We start from the raw sequence: 14,166 nt of genomic DNA on the forward strand, positions 1-14,166 counted from the left end.
GGGACCTGGCGCACCGTTACAGGCAACGCTCCCGCCAGAGGTCCATCAGATGCTGTCTGGCCAGTTTCGCCGGCTTCCGGCGCTGGCGATGTATTCGTTGCCCGTGCGGGCCGGGCTGCGTTTGTCGATCCTGCTGCGGGACCCATTAAGCCGGCAAATTGCGCACTTGCCGCATTCATAAGGCTTGTGCCGCGCCCCTCTTGCGTCGACCCGTTGGCAGGACCTGCTTGTCCGGCCTCATTTGCCCACGAGAAACGCACGTTTGTCCTACCCTGAGGCTGAGCGTCGGGCATTGCATCCGCCCGGGGTGGCGCCTCGGTCGTAGTTACTTGACCAGCAGGAGAATTCGACCCCGACCCTGTAGCGCCTTGCCCGCCGGTCAGGCCGGACAATGTGTTGGAGCGCATCTGCTGCCCGGGAACTGTATCATCTGCTTGAGTCGCCGCTCGAGTGACCGAAAATGACGCTGGCGTCGTTGCAGCATCCTCCTGCCCGTTCGGCGGCATCTCGGGATCGCTATCCGCTTCGGCCTGCGCGTCCTGGTTCTGGACGGCACCCTCGCTCGCATTGTCCGCATTGGCCCCATCGCGCGATACCGAGGCGACCACATCGGCAAAATCCTCAGCGTCCAAGACAGGCGGATCGGAACTGTAGTCGCCCGTCCCCACTGGTTTGCCAGGGGCAATTGATGTCAGGTTTTCAATGAGCATGTTGCACCAAACAATTGTTGTCGCTGATGACACTGAACTGGATTCGGTTGCGTTTTTTTTAACGGTTTCAAGCCAGTCTGAAAAAAACGCTGTCAATTTGAGGGAATGCATCATGGCTACTGCAAGCCTGCACAACGTCCGAATCGGATCTTCCACGCCGTCGCCTTCACGTGCCTCAGCGAAAGAGGCCGCGGTTCAATTGGAAGCGACGTTTCTGGCGGAAATGTTGAAGTCGGCCGGCTTCGGAGCCGCGCGCAGTTCCTTTGGCGGTGGCGCGGGCGAGGACCAGTTTTCGTCGATGCTGGTTCGCGAACAGGCTTTGCAAATCACGCGCGCAGGCGGGATTGGCTTGACCGAAATCCTGATGCAAGGACTGGTGGCTGATCAAGATGGGTGAGAAAAACCAGACTCCCGCCATTTCTAGGCTGAACGATCTACTGGATCAGGAGCGGCAGCTTTTGATCTCAGGGGCGCTGGACCAAGTTGCCGCACTGTCGTCGAAAAAAGAATCGCTGCTTGATGGTGTCGCGCAGGATGTCGCAACCGTTGGCGACCTAGATGCCCTCAGGTTCAAGGCCAATCAGAATCGCGCCCTTTTTAATGCGGCGTTGGCTGGTCTGAGGTCGGTTGTCGAGCGCCTGTCGGAACTCAAGCGACTTCAGTCGGGGTTTGATACCTATGACCGGGCCGGCAAACGCCTGCAGCATGAACCGGGCGGTGCTTCGAAATTGGAAAAGCGAGCATGACGCAGGTTTGTCTCAAAGTCGATCCATTCCGGATACTGCGTTTAGCAAAGCATTAGGACATCGCGGGCGAAAGTTGCAGCGCACCTTCAGAAGGTGGCGCGACACTTCGGTTCCCGGATGCCGCACCCGTCAGAAAGACGTTTTCAAACCACCCCTTCGGGTGACGTGAACCGGGCAAATGCCCGCATTGAGAGGATATGCTATGTCCAGCATTCTGACGAACAACGGCGCAATGGTTGCGCTGCAGACCCTGAAAATGGTCAATAAGAACCTGGGTGCAACCCAGAACGCAATCTCGACCGGTAAATCGGTCTCCAATGCCAAAGACAATTCCGCGGTCTGGGCGATTTCGAAGGTGATGGAATCCGATGTTCAGGGTTTCAAAGCCATCAAGGACAGCCTGAGCCTTGGTGAATCCTCGGTATCCGTTGCGCGGAACGCGTCGGAAACCATTACCGATCTGCTGACCCAGATGAAGGGCAAGATCGTCGCCGCGCAAGAAGAGAACGTCGATCGCGGTAAGATCCAGGCTGACGTGGTGGCGCTGCGCGATCAGATCTCAACAGTGGTTGGGGCGGCTCAATTCAATGGGTTGAACCTTGTCGATGGCAATACCGCATCCACTTCTTTCCTCGCGTCTTTGGATCGTGACTCGGTGGGCGGTGTCACACCCTCGTCAATCAACGTGACCGGACAGAACCTGTCGACAGGTGGCTATGCGGCCAAGAACGTCTTTGCCGGCTCGCAAGGCGTGTCGGCTTTGGGCGATGTCGCGGCGTTCAGCCTCGATGGCGGCGGTGGCACGGCCGATCTTATTACCGACGAGGCAGGTGGTGCTGTCACTGGTCCCCCCGCATCGACGGCCGGTACCTTCGCGGCCGGGGATCAGGTCACGGTGAACATCAATGATCACTCTGTTTCCTATACCGTGACGGCAGAGGATGCGGCATCGACAACCACCGGTGACATAGTTGCCACCGCGCTGAAGACCCAGATTGATGCGCTGGGGATTTCGGATGCCGGAGGGACGCTGGACGTTGATTATGATTCCGGTACCGCTGGCACGATCTCGTTTACCAACGACACCAATCAGGATCTTGTGATCACCGCGCAGTACACCAATGCCGGTTCTGGTGGGTTGGGCGCGCTCGCGTCGATCGATGTCTCGACAGGGGGTGGTGCGAATGCGGCACTTGGCACGGTTGAAACCCTAATCGGAACCGCCATCGACGCATCTGCGGCTTTCGGTTCCGTCGAGGGCCGGATTTCGACGCAGAAGGACTTCATCAGCAACCTGTCCGATTCGCTGAAATCGGGGATCGGCGCTATGGTGGATGCCAATATGGAAGAGGTCTCTGCCCGGCTACAGGCGTTGCAAACCCAGCAACAATTGGCGGTTCAATCGCTGTCGATCGCAAACCAGGCGCCGCAGACGATCCTGTCGCTGTTCCGCTAAATCTCTGACGGTCGGGGTGGTTTCCGCCCCGGCCGCCTTTCCCAGAACATCATCAGGTAAGGATCGACAGTGAACGCGCTTGCAGCTGCCCAACAGGCCTATTCGAGCAATTCGGCCGCGACCCGCACTCCGAGAGATGCGGAATATGAAACACTCGCGCGGATCACGCACCGCATTCGCGCCTCAGCGGAAGGTGACGCTGTGGATTATCCCAAGCTTGCCCATGCCTTGCATGACAACAAGCGGCTCTGGACGATTTTCGCCGCCGACGTGGCCAGCCCCGAGAATGGCCTGCCCGCCGATCTGCGGGCCCGGCTGTTTTACCTTGCCGAGTTCGTCGATCATCATACCAGCCTTGTCCTTTCCCAAATGGCGAGTGTTGCACCACTGCTTGAAATCAACACTTCGATCCTGCGCGGTTTGCGCAGCGGGGCGTCCTGATATGGCTGGCCTCGTTCTGAAGCTTGCGCCCAAGGAAAGGGTGCTGATCAACGGTGCCGTGATCGAGAATGGGGACCGGCGCGGGCGCCTCTCCATCGTCACGCCCGATGCAAATATCCTACGGCTGCGGGATGCGATCCATCCGACCGACGCGACCACTCCGGTCCGGCGAGCCTGCTATGCCCTGCAACTGGTATTGTCCGGGGATTGCGATCCGGGTGAGGCCAAACAGGCCCTTTTGCGCCGGATTGAGGAGCTGAGCCAGGTCTTCACCGACCATGACAGCCGCTCGGCGTTGGCCGAGGCCACGGATGCGTTGATCGGCGCGCATCACTACCGCTGTCTGAAAGCGTTGAGGGCGCTGCTGCCACGTGAAGACCGCGTGCTGGCGTTGGGGCATCAGTGAGCTTCCGCCCGGTTGTTCCCCTTGGCGGGATTGCCGGATGGCAGTTTCTGCAAAGGACGCAGACGCAGCAACGCGAGGCGCTTGCCGCCTCGCCTCTGATCAAGCGGGAAACCCAGCATTTTCTGAAAGAAATTGGCAGTATTTCTTCGGCGCAGGACTTGGTCGCCGATCGCACACTTCTGAAGGTTGCGCTTGGGGCCTTTGGTCTCGAATCTGACTTGAACAACCGTTTTTTCGTGCAAAAAATCCTAGAGGATGGAACTGCGGCCCAGGATGCGCTGGCCAACCGACTGGCGGATAAACGCTATCGTGCGTTCAGCGACGCATTTGGATTCGGACCCAGTGCAACTCCCAAAACCACTTTGCCGACCGTCATGGAAGAGATGGTGGGAAAATACCAGACCCAGACATTCGAAACCGCGATTGGGGAAAGCGACGAAACCATGCGTATCGCGCTTTACGCACAGCATGAGCTGGCCGAGATTGCAGCAGATGATGGGTCTGATACGACAAAATGGTTGAATATCATCGGGCTGCCACCGCTGCGGACGATGTTCGAAACCGCACTTGGCTTGCCGCGCAGCTTTGCTTCCGTGGATCTCGATAAGCAAGTCGAAGTGTTTCAGGACCGGTTTTCTTCGGCAACCGGATTGAAGAACTTGTCCGAGCTTTCAGACCCGGAAGCGATGGAGAAGACAACACATCTCTATCTGGCGCGTGCGCAGATCGCATCTTTGGCAAGTCAGCAATCCCCGGCTGCCATCGCGCTCAGCCTGTTGCAGGCCTGATCAGGTCGTGGACAGCAGCGGCATCGCTCATTTTTTTGGCGCGCAATGCATGGCCGCGTTACTTGGCGCATAGGCATATGATGCAACCGGCTGCGACACGTTATGCAGTTGCAGCGCACCCAGCGAAAGGCAATCAGCATCCGCCACCAGCATGTCCTCGGCGACCACGATGCGGTGACCGATGGTCTTGCCGTGATCGCCGAGCCGCGCGGCGATATTGGCGGCCTGCCCGATGACCGTGAAATCCAACCGCTCGCGCGATCCCACATTGCCATAGGTAACCCGCCCGTAGGCCAGCCCGATGGCGCAATCATAGGTGACGCCGGTATCCGCAACGCACTCACGGGTCATGCAATCGACTATCTCGGCGGCTGAGCGCAGGGCATCGCGACGCGCAAGATCGGCATCATCGCCCGCGGGAAACACTGCAAGGACCGCATCGCCGATAAACTTCAGAACCTCGCCGCCATGCTCGTGAACCACACCAGATACGGTTTCAAAAAAGGTGTTCAGCAGCGCAATATAGGCACCCCTGTCGAGTTGCTCTTCCAGCCGGGCAGAGCCACGCAGGTCGCAGAACATAATCGCCGCGTCGATCTCGTCGCCGTCGCCGCGCCGAATCTCGCCGCCCAGAACGCGCGCGCCCGAACGTTTGCCGACATAGGTCTCAAGCAGCGCCTGGGCGTTTTCGCGTTGCATGAAGACTTCATAGTAGCGCCCGATCACCGTCGAACATTCGAAGACAAGCCCGAGATTGGCGGTGGTTAGACCGTCCGGGTGATCGCTGGTCAGGGTCAGCACATTGGTCCGACCATCCGAAAACGGCATCGGCATCGCGACATAATCGGTCGCCCCTTTGCGGCGCAGATCCTCCATGATCGGAAAAGAATTGTCCAGATGGGTATCGGTCAGCCGCTGGCGAACCCCGCCGGCCCCGTTCGACACATGGCGCAGCGGGCTGTTCTGATAGGCGGGGTGATCGTAGATTTCGTAAGTCGGTGCATAGGTCGAGATTTCATCCTCGTCCTTATCCCAGATGTAGTGTTTGCACGCGATCAGCGGGTGCAGCGACCAGACCAAAATGCTCAACCGGGACACGGCGATCCCGTGTTCGCACATCTTCTCTGCCAGTTCGCGTGTGAATTCTTCGGGAGTGTTCAGCGATGAGGTGCCGCGCATCAGCCAGTCGATCAGTGGCCCGCTGATATTGCCGTCGTTACTGTCGCGTAGCGTGTTGTCACCCAAATCGGCGTGGGTATAGGCGTTGGGCATGAAGCCGATACAGCCCTGAATGTCGCGACTTTCGGGCAGCGCGTCCTCGTAGGCCCAGACCGAATTGGTCAGGGTCTCGCCCGGCAACAGGATGCTATTATAGGTTGCGGTCCCTTTGAATGGGCAGAATGTTTGCAGATCGGTGGCCTCGCTCAGCGGTACCTTCACATCCTCGCGCGGAAAATAGATCGTCGGTGGCAGGCGCGTCTCATACATCACTTTGGCGCTTGTGCTCGACGCCAGCTCGACGCCGTCGCGCCAAAGGGTGACCCGGCCCGACAGTTCTTCCAGTTCGATGCGGTATCCGTCAACTTGTGGCGAGGCATGCACGTTCATAATTCGTTCTCCCTGTCGCCTAGGCCCATAAGGATGGGGGCAGATCGGAAGGAATCCAAGTGTGATGGCCCGTTTTTTTGTCGCTCAGACCATCTGGATCACGTCTTTTTCGATGGCCAGCATATAGCCGCGACGGGTGATGTTCTTGACCAGCAACGCGCTGATCATCTGGTTGCCCAGCGTATCGCGCAGCCGCTTGATGCGGGTGGCGCCTGCGGCCTCTTCGCAATCACTCGCGTCTCGGCCCGAGATCACCGCCTCGATCTCGGCGCCCGACAGAACGTCGTCATCCAGTCGTGCCTCGGCCAGCACCGACAGGGTTTCGATCGCCGCTGCAGTCAATTTGAAATCCATGTTGTTGAGGTAAACGGTGTTTTCCTCACGGCTGATCAGCAGCGAGTTGACTTGAATGCCCGCACGTTCGATCTGCACCATGCGGCGGTTGAACTGGGTCAGCATGACAAGGAACACCAAAGCGGCGATCAACATGGCGCTGGCAAAGACCAGCAGCACGAAGATGACCATTCGGTAACTGGTCAGCGTATCGCCAAAGGCGGTGCCGGATTGGGCCAAGATCTCCAGCAGCTTGATCTCGGCCTGCGTGGTCAAGTCGTTTTCGACAAAGACCCGCTCGACCCGCGAGTTGAAGGCGTTGGCATCGGGCAGGGTGAGGACCAGAAAGACCGCTGCGGTGGCAAGGATGACGACGATGGCGGCGATGCCGAAGCCGACGAGGCGCGCGCCGGACCGCCTTGTTTCAGAAACGGAGATAGTAGGGTCCGGCATCAGCCTTCCTTTGCTGCAGCCCGTCCGGGCCGAATACGGATATCACGTTGAGCAGCGTCCAGCCATTGGCGGACAGGCGCTGCGACAATTCGGTCTGGGCCTGGGCCTGTGAACAGGCGCCGCTGACCTGCATCACACCGTAATGCAGTTTCAGGGGCGCGTCCTGCTTGGCCTTGTAATCCGCGTAACATTCGGCCGCGTGGCCAGAGCGGGGTAGGGTGATCAGAGCCAGAACGAGGGTCAGGAATGCAATCTGTTTCATGGGACCCATCCTGCGTGCGGCGGCGCGGTTATTCAATAACAACAAGGCGCTGGGCTGGCTGATATCCAATAACACGCAGGCGATATTGCTTGGCCGGGCACCCCCACACCAATCTCGAGGCATCACAGCCCGCGTCATTCGATGCTGGCACGTACAGACAGAAAGGACCCCTCTCATGCACCGCAGGTTCATCGCTTTGATTGTTTCTCTTGCCATCGCCATTACAGCCATATCTGCAGCGCCTGCGCGCGCCGATGATACCGCAAAGGTTCTGGGCGGGCTGGCTGCGCTGACCATTCTGGGCGTGGTCCTGCATCGCAACAACAAGAAGAAGAAACGCGATCGCGCGAAGGTAACGCAGAGCTATGTACCGCAGGCGCCGCAGATCCATTCGGTCCGGCCCTTGCCGCCAAAAGTGGCAAAGTACGATCTGCCGCGTCGGTGCCTTAAGCCGGTCAGGGGGTATCCGGCGAACGCCCCGCTGATGAAACGGAAATGCTTGAAGCGCCATTATCACCACGCCAAGTCGCTGCCGCAGCAATGCCAGATCACCTATTGGAACGGTGAGCGCACCCGCAACGCCTATGAGCCGCGCTGCCTGCGCCGAAAAGGCTACCGCATCGCGGGCTGATACCAGGTAATCGAGCAGTGATGGCCCGGCAGAACGGGCCGCACAGGCGGAGAGAGGGGGCGACCCCTCTCTCCATTTTGCTTGCGTCCGGATGGCAAACGCGCTTTGCCATGGGCATGTCACTGCCGAATTATCAGTTGGAAGAGTTTCTGCGCGAGCGCGGGTACACGCGCATCGCAGGCGTGGATGAGGTCGGGCGCGGGCCACTGGCTGGGCCAGTCATGGCGGCTGCCGTAATTCTGGACCCATCGGACATTCCCGACGGGCTGAACGATTCGAAGAAACTGTCGGAAAAACGCCGCACCGCGCTTGAGGCGCTGCTCCTGGATTGTGCTCAGGTCGCGGTTGCAGAGGCCAGCGTAGAGGAAATCGAGTTTCACAACATCCTATTCGCGGCGCATCTGGCGATGGAGCGTGCGATCGCGGCGCTCGACCCGGCACCTGACTTTCTGCTGATCGACGGCAACCTGATCCCCAAGGGGCTGACCCTGCCCGCGCAGCCGGTGATCAAGGGCGATACTCGCTCGGTGTCGATCGCGGCGGCCTCAATCGTGGCAAAAATGCACCGCGATCGGGTCATGGTGGATTTGGCGCAACAGCACCCGGAATACGGGTGGGCGCGAAACAAGGGATATCCGACGCTGGAACACAGAATGGCGCTCCAAAATCTTGGGCCTACCCCACATCATAGACGTTCCTTCAAGCCGGTACACAATATCTTGTATCAAGGGTAAATCGTAACCTCTTGATTCAAAAAAGAATTTGACGCCGAATCCGCTTTGACTCATCCTGAACACAACCAGATGAGCGCAAAAATGCGCCGCGGAACTTGAGGCAGAAAATGACGAAAACCAAGACAAAGGGCGCAGTTGCGCTCCCTTTAAACTCGATCATTTCCGGGGACTGCATCGATGTGATGAACAGTCTTCCCGAGGGGTGTGTCGACCTGATCTTTGCCGATCCCCCTTATAACCTGCAGCTCAAGGGGCAGTTGCATCGCCCCGACAACAGCCAGGTTGATGCGGTGGATGACCACTGGGACCAGTTTTCCAGCTTCAAGGCGTATGACCAGTTTACCAAAGCCTGGCTCAAGGCTGCACGCCGGTTGCTGAAACCCAATGGCGCGATCTGGGTGATCGGATCGTATCACAACATCTTTCGGGTTGGCGCGACCCTTCAGGATGAAGGCTATTGGATTCTGAACGACGTTGTCTGGCGCAAGTCGAACCCGATGCCGAATTTCCGGGGCAAGCGCTATACCAATGCCCATGAGACGATGATCTGGGCTTCCAAGGCAGAAGGGGCGAAGTACACGTTCAATTACGAGGCGCTCAAGGCGCTGAACGAAGGCGTGCAGATGCGCAGCGACTGGGTGCTGCCGATCTGTACCGGGCATGAGCGGCTCAAGGACGACAAGGGCGACAAGGCGCATCCGACGCAAAAGCCGGAATCCCTGCTGCACCGAATTCTGGTCGGTTCTACCAATCCCGGAGATGTCGTGCTGGACCCGTTCTTTGGCACTGGCACGACCGGGGCCGTGGCCAAGATGCTGGGCCGTGAATTCATCGGGATCGAACGCGAGGAAGCCTATCGCAAGGTGGCCGAGAAGCGTATCGCCAAAGTGCGCAAGTTCGACCGTGACGCCCTGCAGGTCAGCGCCAGCAAACGCGCCGAACCACGTGTGCCCTTCGGCCAGCTGGTTGAACGCGGCATGCTGCGTCCGGGCGAAGAGCTGTTTTCGATGAACCAGCGCCACAAGGCCAAGGTGCGTGCCGACGGCACGCTGGTGGGCGACAACATCAAGGGCTCGATCCATCAGGTCGGGGCGCATCTGGAAAACGCGCCATCGTGCAATGGCTGGACCTATTGGTGTTTCCGCCGCGACGGCAAGACCGTGCCGATCGACGTGCTACGCCAGCAGATCCGCGCCGAAATGCAGAACTGAGCCACCCAATATACAGAATACCGCCGGTGCCTGTGGCCTGACACAAGGCACTCTACCTTGCCCCGCCGATACCGGCGGGGCCTTTTCTTTTGTCGCAGAGACCAATGGCTGTCAGGATGATACCTAGATTGCGACCGGCAACGAGGACCCCCGACAAATGAGCCAGAGCAGCGCGGACACAACGGATTTGAACCGCTTTTCCTTCTCGCTTCCGGACGAGATCGAGCTGGATAACAAGTATACTCAAGCCGCACTGGAACAGCACAAACGCGAAGGGCTTGAGCTTGCGGTGCGCGCCCGCTGGATCGCGATGGGGCTAACAGCGTTGTTGCTGGTTCTTTTGAATCCGCATTGGGAGGTCCTGTATTACCATTTCATCCTGTTACTTATCTGCGCCAATGGTTGGCTGATCCGGCGTGCGGGTCGGGTCGGGCAATCGCGAATCGAATTGCTGCTGATTTTTGTCGATCTTCTGATCATGACGCTGGGTATGGTTGTTCCCAACCCGTTCAGCGATGATGTCCGGCCGTTGGCGATGCAGTATCGGTTCGATAACTTTCAATATTTCTTCATTATCCTTGCCGCAGGAACGCTGGCCTATTCCTGGCGTACGGTTGTCGCAATCGGGACGTGGACAGCGGGGATTTGGACGATTGGCTGGTTGATTGCCTGGTGGGTTGCAACGCCGATACCCGGATTGACCGACCGTGTGAACGAGGCGCTGGTGGGCTTTCCTGACGTTGTCGAATTGCTCGATCCGAACAGCTTCATGATCCCTCAGCGTATTCAGCAGGTCATTGTTTTTGTGATGGTCGCAGTGACACTCGGGGTGTCGATGCGGCGGCTGAACCGATTGTTGATGACCAATGCGGGACTGGAACGTGAGAGGACCAATCTGTCTCGCTACTTCTCGCCCAATGTGGTCGATCAGCTTTCGCAGAATGACGAGCCGCTGAAACAGGTGCGCAGCGAGGATATCGCGATCCTGTTTGTCGATATCGTCGGCTTCACCAGATTTGCTGCGTCGCGGGACGCCTATGAAGTGGTGGACATGCTGCGCGCCTTTCACGCAAGGATGGAGACCGAGGTATTCCGCCATCACGGCACGCTGGACAAATATCTGGGCGATGGGTTGATGGCGACCTTCGGCACTCCGGTTGCGGGCGACCGCGATGCAACCAACGCCTATGGCTGTGCGCTGTCGATGCTGCAGGAAATTGACCGCTGGAACCTGCAGCGGCGGCGCAGTGGGCTGCCGGTCATCGAGATCGGCATCGGGCTGCACTACGGCCCGGTGGTGATGGGTGATATCGGCGCGAACCGGCTGGAATATGCGGTGATCGGTACCGCGGTGAACGTGGCCTCGCGGCTTGAGGCATTGACCCGCCAGTTGCCCGCACCCTTCGCGATCAGCACCGAGGCGCGGGCACAGATCATGGCGGAAAATGGCGGGGCATCCGCTGCGGTCGATGGGTTGGTGGAATATCCTAGCCAGACGATCAGGGGGTTGGACGGTCCGGTGACGGTCTGGGCGCGCTGAAGTGCTTTAGCGCGGCAACGGGTTCTGAGCCTTGTTGTAAGGTGTCCAGTCGGTGATCTCGGGGTAATACCGCCGCCGCCAGGCCCGCACGCGTGGGTTCATCACTCGCCGCCAGAGCGGTGGGATCATCGCGGCGATGGTCATGACCGGATAGCCATAGGGCAATTGCGGCGCATCGGCCTCGGTGTGGTTTTGCAACAGCGGAAAGCGCCGGTCGGGTTTGTAGTGATGGTCCGAATGGCGTTGCAGGTTGATCAGCAACCAGTTCGAAGCTTTCTGCGCCGCGTTCCAGGAATGACGCGGTTTCACATGCTCATACTTGCCGTCGCCCAGATGTTTCCGGGTTAGCCCGTAATGCTCCACGTAATTTACCAGCTCCAACTGCCAGATTGCGACCCCGGCCTGCAGCAGGAACAGGCCAAGCCCCGACCACCCCCCCAACAGCAAGGCCAAAGCCAGCATGCCCGCCTGCAGCGCCCAATAGCGAAAGAACGGGTTGCGCCGGTTTGTCCAAGGCTGCCCCTTGCGCGCCAGCAGCGCCTTTTCGGCACCAAAGGCAGATTTCAGCGATTGCAGCAGCACGCGCGGATAGAACCTGTGAAACCCCTCGTTATAGCGTGCGGTCACCGGATCGCGCGGGGTGCCCACATGGCGGTGGTGGACCAGCAGATGCTCGGACCGAAAATGCGAATAAAGCACCATCGCCAGCAGCAGGTCGCCGGACCAGCGCTCGATCCGGCTTTTCTGGTGCATCAGTTCATGGGCATAGTTGATGCCGATCGAGCCGGTGATCACGCCCACCCCGAAAAACAGCGCGATCTTGCTGCCACTGCTCAGATGGTCGCTTTGGGCGGTGTAGGCGATCAGGCCAAAGAGGGTGATAAATTGCAACGGCAACCAGATCTGGGTCAGCACGATATACCAACGCAGGTCGCCATCCCCGGTTTGGGGGTCGGCATTTTCCAGGTTGAGGCCGAGAACGCGGTCCAGAATGCCAAATGACCACCAGGTCGCCACCGGAACCGCCAGCAGCCAGTATCCGCCCCGAACCGCCGCAATCCAGACCAGCGGGATCAGCAGGAAGGAAATCCAGAAGGGCAGGGCGCTTTGCCAGCGCGTCACGGTGTCGTTTGGGATCATCATCGACTCGAAGCTTATAGGCAAAACCTAGCGTTTTGGTTGCGGCCCGCAACTCCTGCTATTGCGCCTGCCAGAGGGCATGCGCCTTTCGCATCACGGTGGGCAAGTCGCCGGGGCGGAATCGGTGTTTGGCAACCACCTCGATCCCCTCGGCAGACGGGGCCTGCGCCAGCATGGTGGTACGCAGGCGCAGGATCAGATGAAAATGCGTGAAGGTGTGGCGGACCTCGCCGGGCAGGTCGACCCACGCGCCTGCAAAGGGCGGCGCATCATCTGGCACATCCGACCAGTCCGGCCCGGGCCAACCCAACATGCCGCCCAGCAGCCCCTTGTCGGGGCGCCGCTCCAGCACCCATGATCCGTCGCGCAGCCGTGCCAGATAGGCGTATCCATATCGTGTGGGTTTCGGTTTCTTCGGCGATTTGCGTGGCAAGTCGGCGGCGGTTCCTTCAAGGCGGGCAGCGCAGGATCCCATCACTGGACAGATGCCGCAGGCCGGAGATCTGGGCGTGCAGATTGTGGCGCCAAGATCCATCACCGCCTGCGCGTAGTCTCCGGGCCGCTCATTGGGAGTTAATGCGGTCGCGTAAGCTTTCAGCGCCGGTTTGCAGCCGGGTAAAGGGTCATGCAGATCATAAAGGCGCGCCATGACCCGTTCCACATTCCCGTCCATCACTGTCTCGGGCCGGTCAAATACGATCGAGGCGATGGCAGCGGCGGTATAAGGCCCGATGCCGGGCAGTTTCAGCAGATCGCCGTAGCTATCCGGGAACACCCCATCCAATTCACCTGCCACGACCCGGGCGCATTTCAACAGATTGCGCGCCCGCGCGTAATATCCAAGCCCGGCCCATTGTGCCATCACCTCACTATCCTCGGCCCCGGCCAGATCTCGCACGGTGGGCCAACGCCGCGTGAACCGCTGGAAATAGTCGGTGACGGCGGCCACGGTGGTTTGCTGCAGCATCACTTCGGACAGCCACACCCGATAGGGATCGGGTCGGATACCCACCGCCCGGTCCGCTGGGCTGACCCGCCAGGGCATTTCGCGGGCATGGCTGTCATACCAGTTCAGCAACGCTTGGTTCAGCTCTGCCTGTGGCTTTAAGTCACGCAAGATTTATGTCTCCGATTGTCCGGTTTCGCTGGCGCACCCTCGCGCGGGCTTTACAATAGGCTGCAAGGAGGCGGATACCAGATGCCGGCCAGACGTTCCACGACCCGTGGCTTCAAACGCACTTCGAACCTGCTCAACGACCAGATTCGCCGGGCAGGTGAAAGTCGTGGCTTTGCCGTCTCGCGGGTGATCACCCATTGGGCCGAGATCGTCGGGCAGGATATCGCCGCGATTTGCCGTCCTGTGAATGTCAGCTACGGGCGCGGCGGCTTTGGCGCGACGCTTTCGCTGCTTACCACCGGGGCGCAGGCTCCGATGCTGGAAATGCAGAAGGAACGCCTGCGCGAGAAGGTGAATGCGGTCTATGGCTATAACGCGATTGCCCGTATCCGCCTTACTCAAACTGCTCCGACCGGCTTTGCCGAAGGGCAGGCCAGTTTCGCGCATCGCCCCGCTCCGAAGAAAGAAGAAATCCCCGCCGAGGTCGTCACCGAGGCGAGCAAGGCCGCGCAGGGCGTCGAGAATGACGACCTTCGCAATGCGCTCGAACGATTGGGGCGTAACGTTTTAACCAGGCAGAAACGCTAAGA

Annotated in this window: 17 protein-coding genes; 12 read left to right on the top strand and 5 right to left on the bottom strand. The window is 59.4% G+C overall.

Annotated features, from left to right (window positions below):
• The first annotated feature begins 450 nt into the window (after positions 1 to 450).
• From AB1E33_RS22500 to AB1E33_RS22530, 7 genes are all read left to right on the top strand, one after another.
• The gene (locus tag AB1E33_RS22500) at positions 451 to 654 is read left to right on the top strand and encodes a hypothetical protein (RefSeq protein ID WP_372579493.1); all 204 of its coding nucleotides are present in this window, start codon (positions 451 to 453) and stop codon (positions 652 to 654) included.
• Between the two features lie 48 nt (positions 655 to 702).
• Positions 703 to 1,107 carry a rod-binding protein gene (locus AB1E33_RS22505; RefSeq protein ID WP_372579494.1) on the top strand — a complete coding sequence of 135 codons (405 nt, stop codon included), beginning with the start codon at positions 703 to 705 and terminating at the stop codon, positions 1,105 to 1,107.
• Positions 1,100 to 1,456 carry a flagellar biosynthesis protein FlgN gene (locus tag AB1E33_RS22510; protein WP_372579495.1) on the top strand — a complete coding sequence of 119 codons (357 nt, stop codon included), beginning with the start codon at positions 1,100 to 1,102 and terminating at the stop codon, positions 1,454 to 1,456. The genes AB1E33_RS22505 and AB1E33_RS22510 overlap by 8 nt, the downstream gene beginning before the upstream one ends.
• 202 nt (positions 1,457 to 1,658) lie before the next feature.
• Complete coding sequence (locus tag AB1E33_RS22515) at positions 1,659 to 2,912, top strand: flagellin N-terminal helical domain-containing protein (protein WP_372579496.1); 1,254 nt, start codon at positions 1,659 to 1,661, stop codon at positions 2,910 to 2,912.
• Between the two features lie 69 nt (positions 2,913 to 2,981).
• Complete coding sequence (gene flaF, locus AB1E33_RS22520) at positions 2,982 to 3,353, top strand: flagellar biosynthesis regulator FlaF (RefSeq protein ID WP_372579497.1); 372 nt, start codon at positions 2,982 to 2,984, stop codon at positions 3,351 to 3,353.
• Position 3,354: 1 nt separating this feature from the next.
• Complete coding sequence (flbT, locus tag AB1E33_RS22525) at positions 3,355 to 3,759, top strand: flagellar biosynthesis repressor FlbT (RefSeq protein ID WP_372579498.1); 405 nt, start codon at positions 3,355 to 3,357, stop codon at positions 3,757 to 3,759.
• The gene (locus tag AB1E33_RS22530; RefSeq protein WP_372579499.1) at positions 3,756 to 4,547 is read left to right on the top strand and encodes a DUF1217 domain-containing protein; all 792 of its coding nucleotides are present in this window, start codon (positions 3,756 to 3,758) and stop codon (positions 4,545 to 4,547) included. Before flbT ends, AB1E33_RS22530 begins: the two co-directional genes overlap by 4 nt.
• 27 nt (positions 4,548 to 4,574) lie before the next feature.
• Here AB1E33_RS22530 and AB1E33_RS22535 read toward each other — a convergent pair whose 3' ends face one another.
• The 3 genes from AB1E33_RS22535 to AB1E33_RS22545 form a co-directional block, all read right to left on the bottom strand.
• Positions 4,575 to 6,155 (bottom strand): DUF427 domain-containing protein, encoded by a 1,581-nt coding sequence (locus AB1E33_RS22535; RefSeq protein ID WP_372579500.1) that lies wholly within the window; start codon positions 6,153 to 6,155, stop codon positions 4,575 to 4,577.
• 84 nt (positions 6,156 to 6,239) lie between these two features.
• Positions 6,240 to 6,941, bottom strand: coding sequence for a winged helix-turn-helix domain-containing protein (locus AB1E33_RS22540; RefSeq protein WP_372579501.1), 702 nt, complete (start codon positions 6,939 to 6,941; stop codon positions 6,240 to 6,242).
• On the bottom strand, positions 6,913 to 7,203 hold the full coding sequence (locus AB1E33_RS22545; RefSeq protein WP_372579502.1) for a hypothetical protein: 291 nt from the start codon (positions 7,201 to 7,203) through the stop codon (positions 6,913 to 6,915). The genes AB1E33_RS22540 and AB1E33_RS22545 overlap by 29 nt, the downstream gene beginning before the upstream one ends.
• Positions 7,204 to 7,378: 175 nt before the next feature.
• On the opposite strand from AB1E33_RS22545, the gene AB1E33_RS22550 reads away from it, so the two are divergent.
• The 4 genes from AB1E33_RS22550 to AB1E33_RS22565 all read left to right on the top strand — a co-directional run bounded on the left by AB1E33_RS22550 (position 7,379) and on the right by AB1E33_RS22565 (position 11,319).
• On the top strand, positions 7,379 to 7,834 hold the full coding sequence (locus tag AB1E33_RS22550; RefSeq protein ID WP_372579503.1) for a hypothetical protein: 456 nt from the start codon (positions 7,379 to 7,381) through the stop codon (positions 7,832 to 7,834).
• A 116-nt stretch (positions 7,835 to 7,950) separates the two neighbouring features.
• Positions 7,951 to 8,568, top strand: coding sequence for a ribonuclease HII (rnhB, locus tag AB1E33_RS22555; protein WP_372579576.1), 618 nt, complete (start codon positions 7,951 to 7,953; stop codon positions 8,566 to 8,568).
• A 107-nt stretch (positions 8,569 to 8,675) separates the two neighbouring features.
• Positions 8,676 to 9,779, top strand: coding sequence for a site-specific DNA-methyltransferase (locus tag AB1E33_RS22560; protein WP_249710769.1), 1,104 nt, complete (start codon positions 8,676 to 8,678; stop codon positions 9,777 to 9,779).
• Between the two features lie 157 nt (positions 9,780 to 9,936).
• Positions 9,937 to 11,319: an adenylate/guanylate cyclase domain-containing protein gene (locus AB1E33_RS22565; protein ID WP_372579504.1), complete on the top strand. Its 1,383-nt coding sequence runs from the start codon at positions 9,937 to 9,939 to the stop codon at positions 11,317 to 11,319.
• A 6-nt stretch (positions 11,320 to 11,325) separates the two neighbouring features.
• On the opposite strand, the gene AB1E33_RS22570 is transcribed toward AB1E33_RS22565, so the two are convergent.
• Positions 11,326 to 12,459: an alkane 1-monooxygenase gene (locus AB1E33_RS22570; protein ID WP_372579577.1), complete on the bottom strand. Its 1,134-nt coding sequence runs from the start codon at positions 12,457 to 12,459 to the stop codon at positions 11,326 to 11,328.
• Positions 12,460 to 12,517: 58 nt separating this feature from the next.
• Complete coding sequence (mutY, locus tag AB1E33_RS22575) at positions 12,518 to 13,576, bottom strand: A/G-specific adenine glycosylase (RefSeq protein WP_372579505.1); 1,059 nt, start codon at positions 13,574 to 13,576, stop codon at positions 12,518 to 12,520.
• 81 nt (positions 13,577 to 13,657) lie between these two features.
• Between mutY and AB1E33_RS22580 the strand changes: the two genes are divergently transcribed.
• Positions 13,658 to 14,164, top strand: coding sequence for a DUF721 domain-containing protein (locus tag AB1E33_RS22580; protein WP_372579506.1), 507 nt, complete (start codon positions 13,658 to 13,660; stop codon positions 14,162 to 14,164).
• Positions 14,165 to 14,166 lie beyond the last annotated feature (2 nt).

It is taken from the genome of Ruegeria hyattellae, from assembly GCF_041537925.1.
GTDB lineage: Bacteria > Pseudomonadota > Alphaproteobacteria > Rhodobacterales > Rhodobacteraceae > Ruegeria_C.

Bases quoted from the DNA above. Each gene is read 5' to 3' on its own strand.
- AB1E33_RS22505 (WP_372579494.1), top strand. From the start codon at position 703: ATGAGCATGTTGCACCAAACAATTGTTGTCGCTGATGACACTGAACTG.
- AB1E33_RS22510 (WP_372579495.1), top strand. From the start codon at position 1,100: ATGGGTGAGAAAAACCAGACTCCCGCCATTTCTAGGCTGAACGATCTA.
- AB1E33_RS22515 (WP_372579496.1), top strand. From the start codon at position 1,659: ATGTCCAGCATTCTGACGAACAACGGCGCAATGGTTGCGCTGCAGACC.
- flbT (WP_372579498.1), top strand. From the start codon at position 3,355: ATGGCTGGCCTCGTTCTGAAGCTTGCGCCCAAGGAAAGGGTGCTGATC.
- AB1E33_RS22535 (WP_372579500.1), bottom strand. From the start codon at position 6,155: ATGAACGTGCATGCCTCGCCACAAGTTGACGGATACCGCATCGAACTG.
- AB1E33_RS22540 (WP_372579501.1), bottom strand. From the start codon at position 6,941: ATGCCGGACCCTACTATCTCCGTTTCTGAAACAAGGCGGTCCGGCGCG.
- AB1E33_RS22545 (WP_372579502.1), bottom strand. From the start codon at position 7,203: ATGAAACAGATTGCATTCCTGACCCTCGTTCTGGCTCTGATCACCCTA.
- AB1E33_RS22550 (WP_372579503.1), top strand. From the start codon at position 7,379: ATGCACCGCAGGTTCATCGCTTTGATTGTTTCTCTTGCCATCGCCATT.
- rnhB (WP_372579576.1), top strand. From the start codon at position 7,951: ATGTCACTGCCGAATTATCAGTTGGAAGAGTTTCTGCGCGAGCGCGGG.
- AB1E33_RS22560 (WP_249710769.1), top strand. From the start codon at position 8,676: ATGACGAAAACCAAGACAAAGGGCGCAGTTGCGCTCCCTTTAAACTCG.
- AB1E33_RS22565 (WP_372579504.1), top strand. From the start codon at position 9,937: ATGAGCCAGAGCAGCGCGGACACAACGGATTTGAACCGCTTTTCCTTC.
- AB1E33_RS22570 (WP_372579577.1), bottom strand. From the start codon at position 12,459: ATGATCCCAAACGACACCGTGACGCGCTGGCAAAGCGCCCTGCCCTTC.
- AB1E33_RS22580 (WP_372579506.1), top strand. From the start codon at position 13,658: ATGCCGGCCAGACGTTCCACGACCCGTGGCTTCAAACGCACTTCGAAC.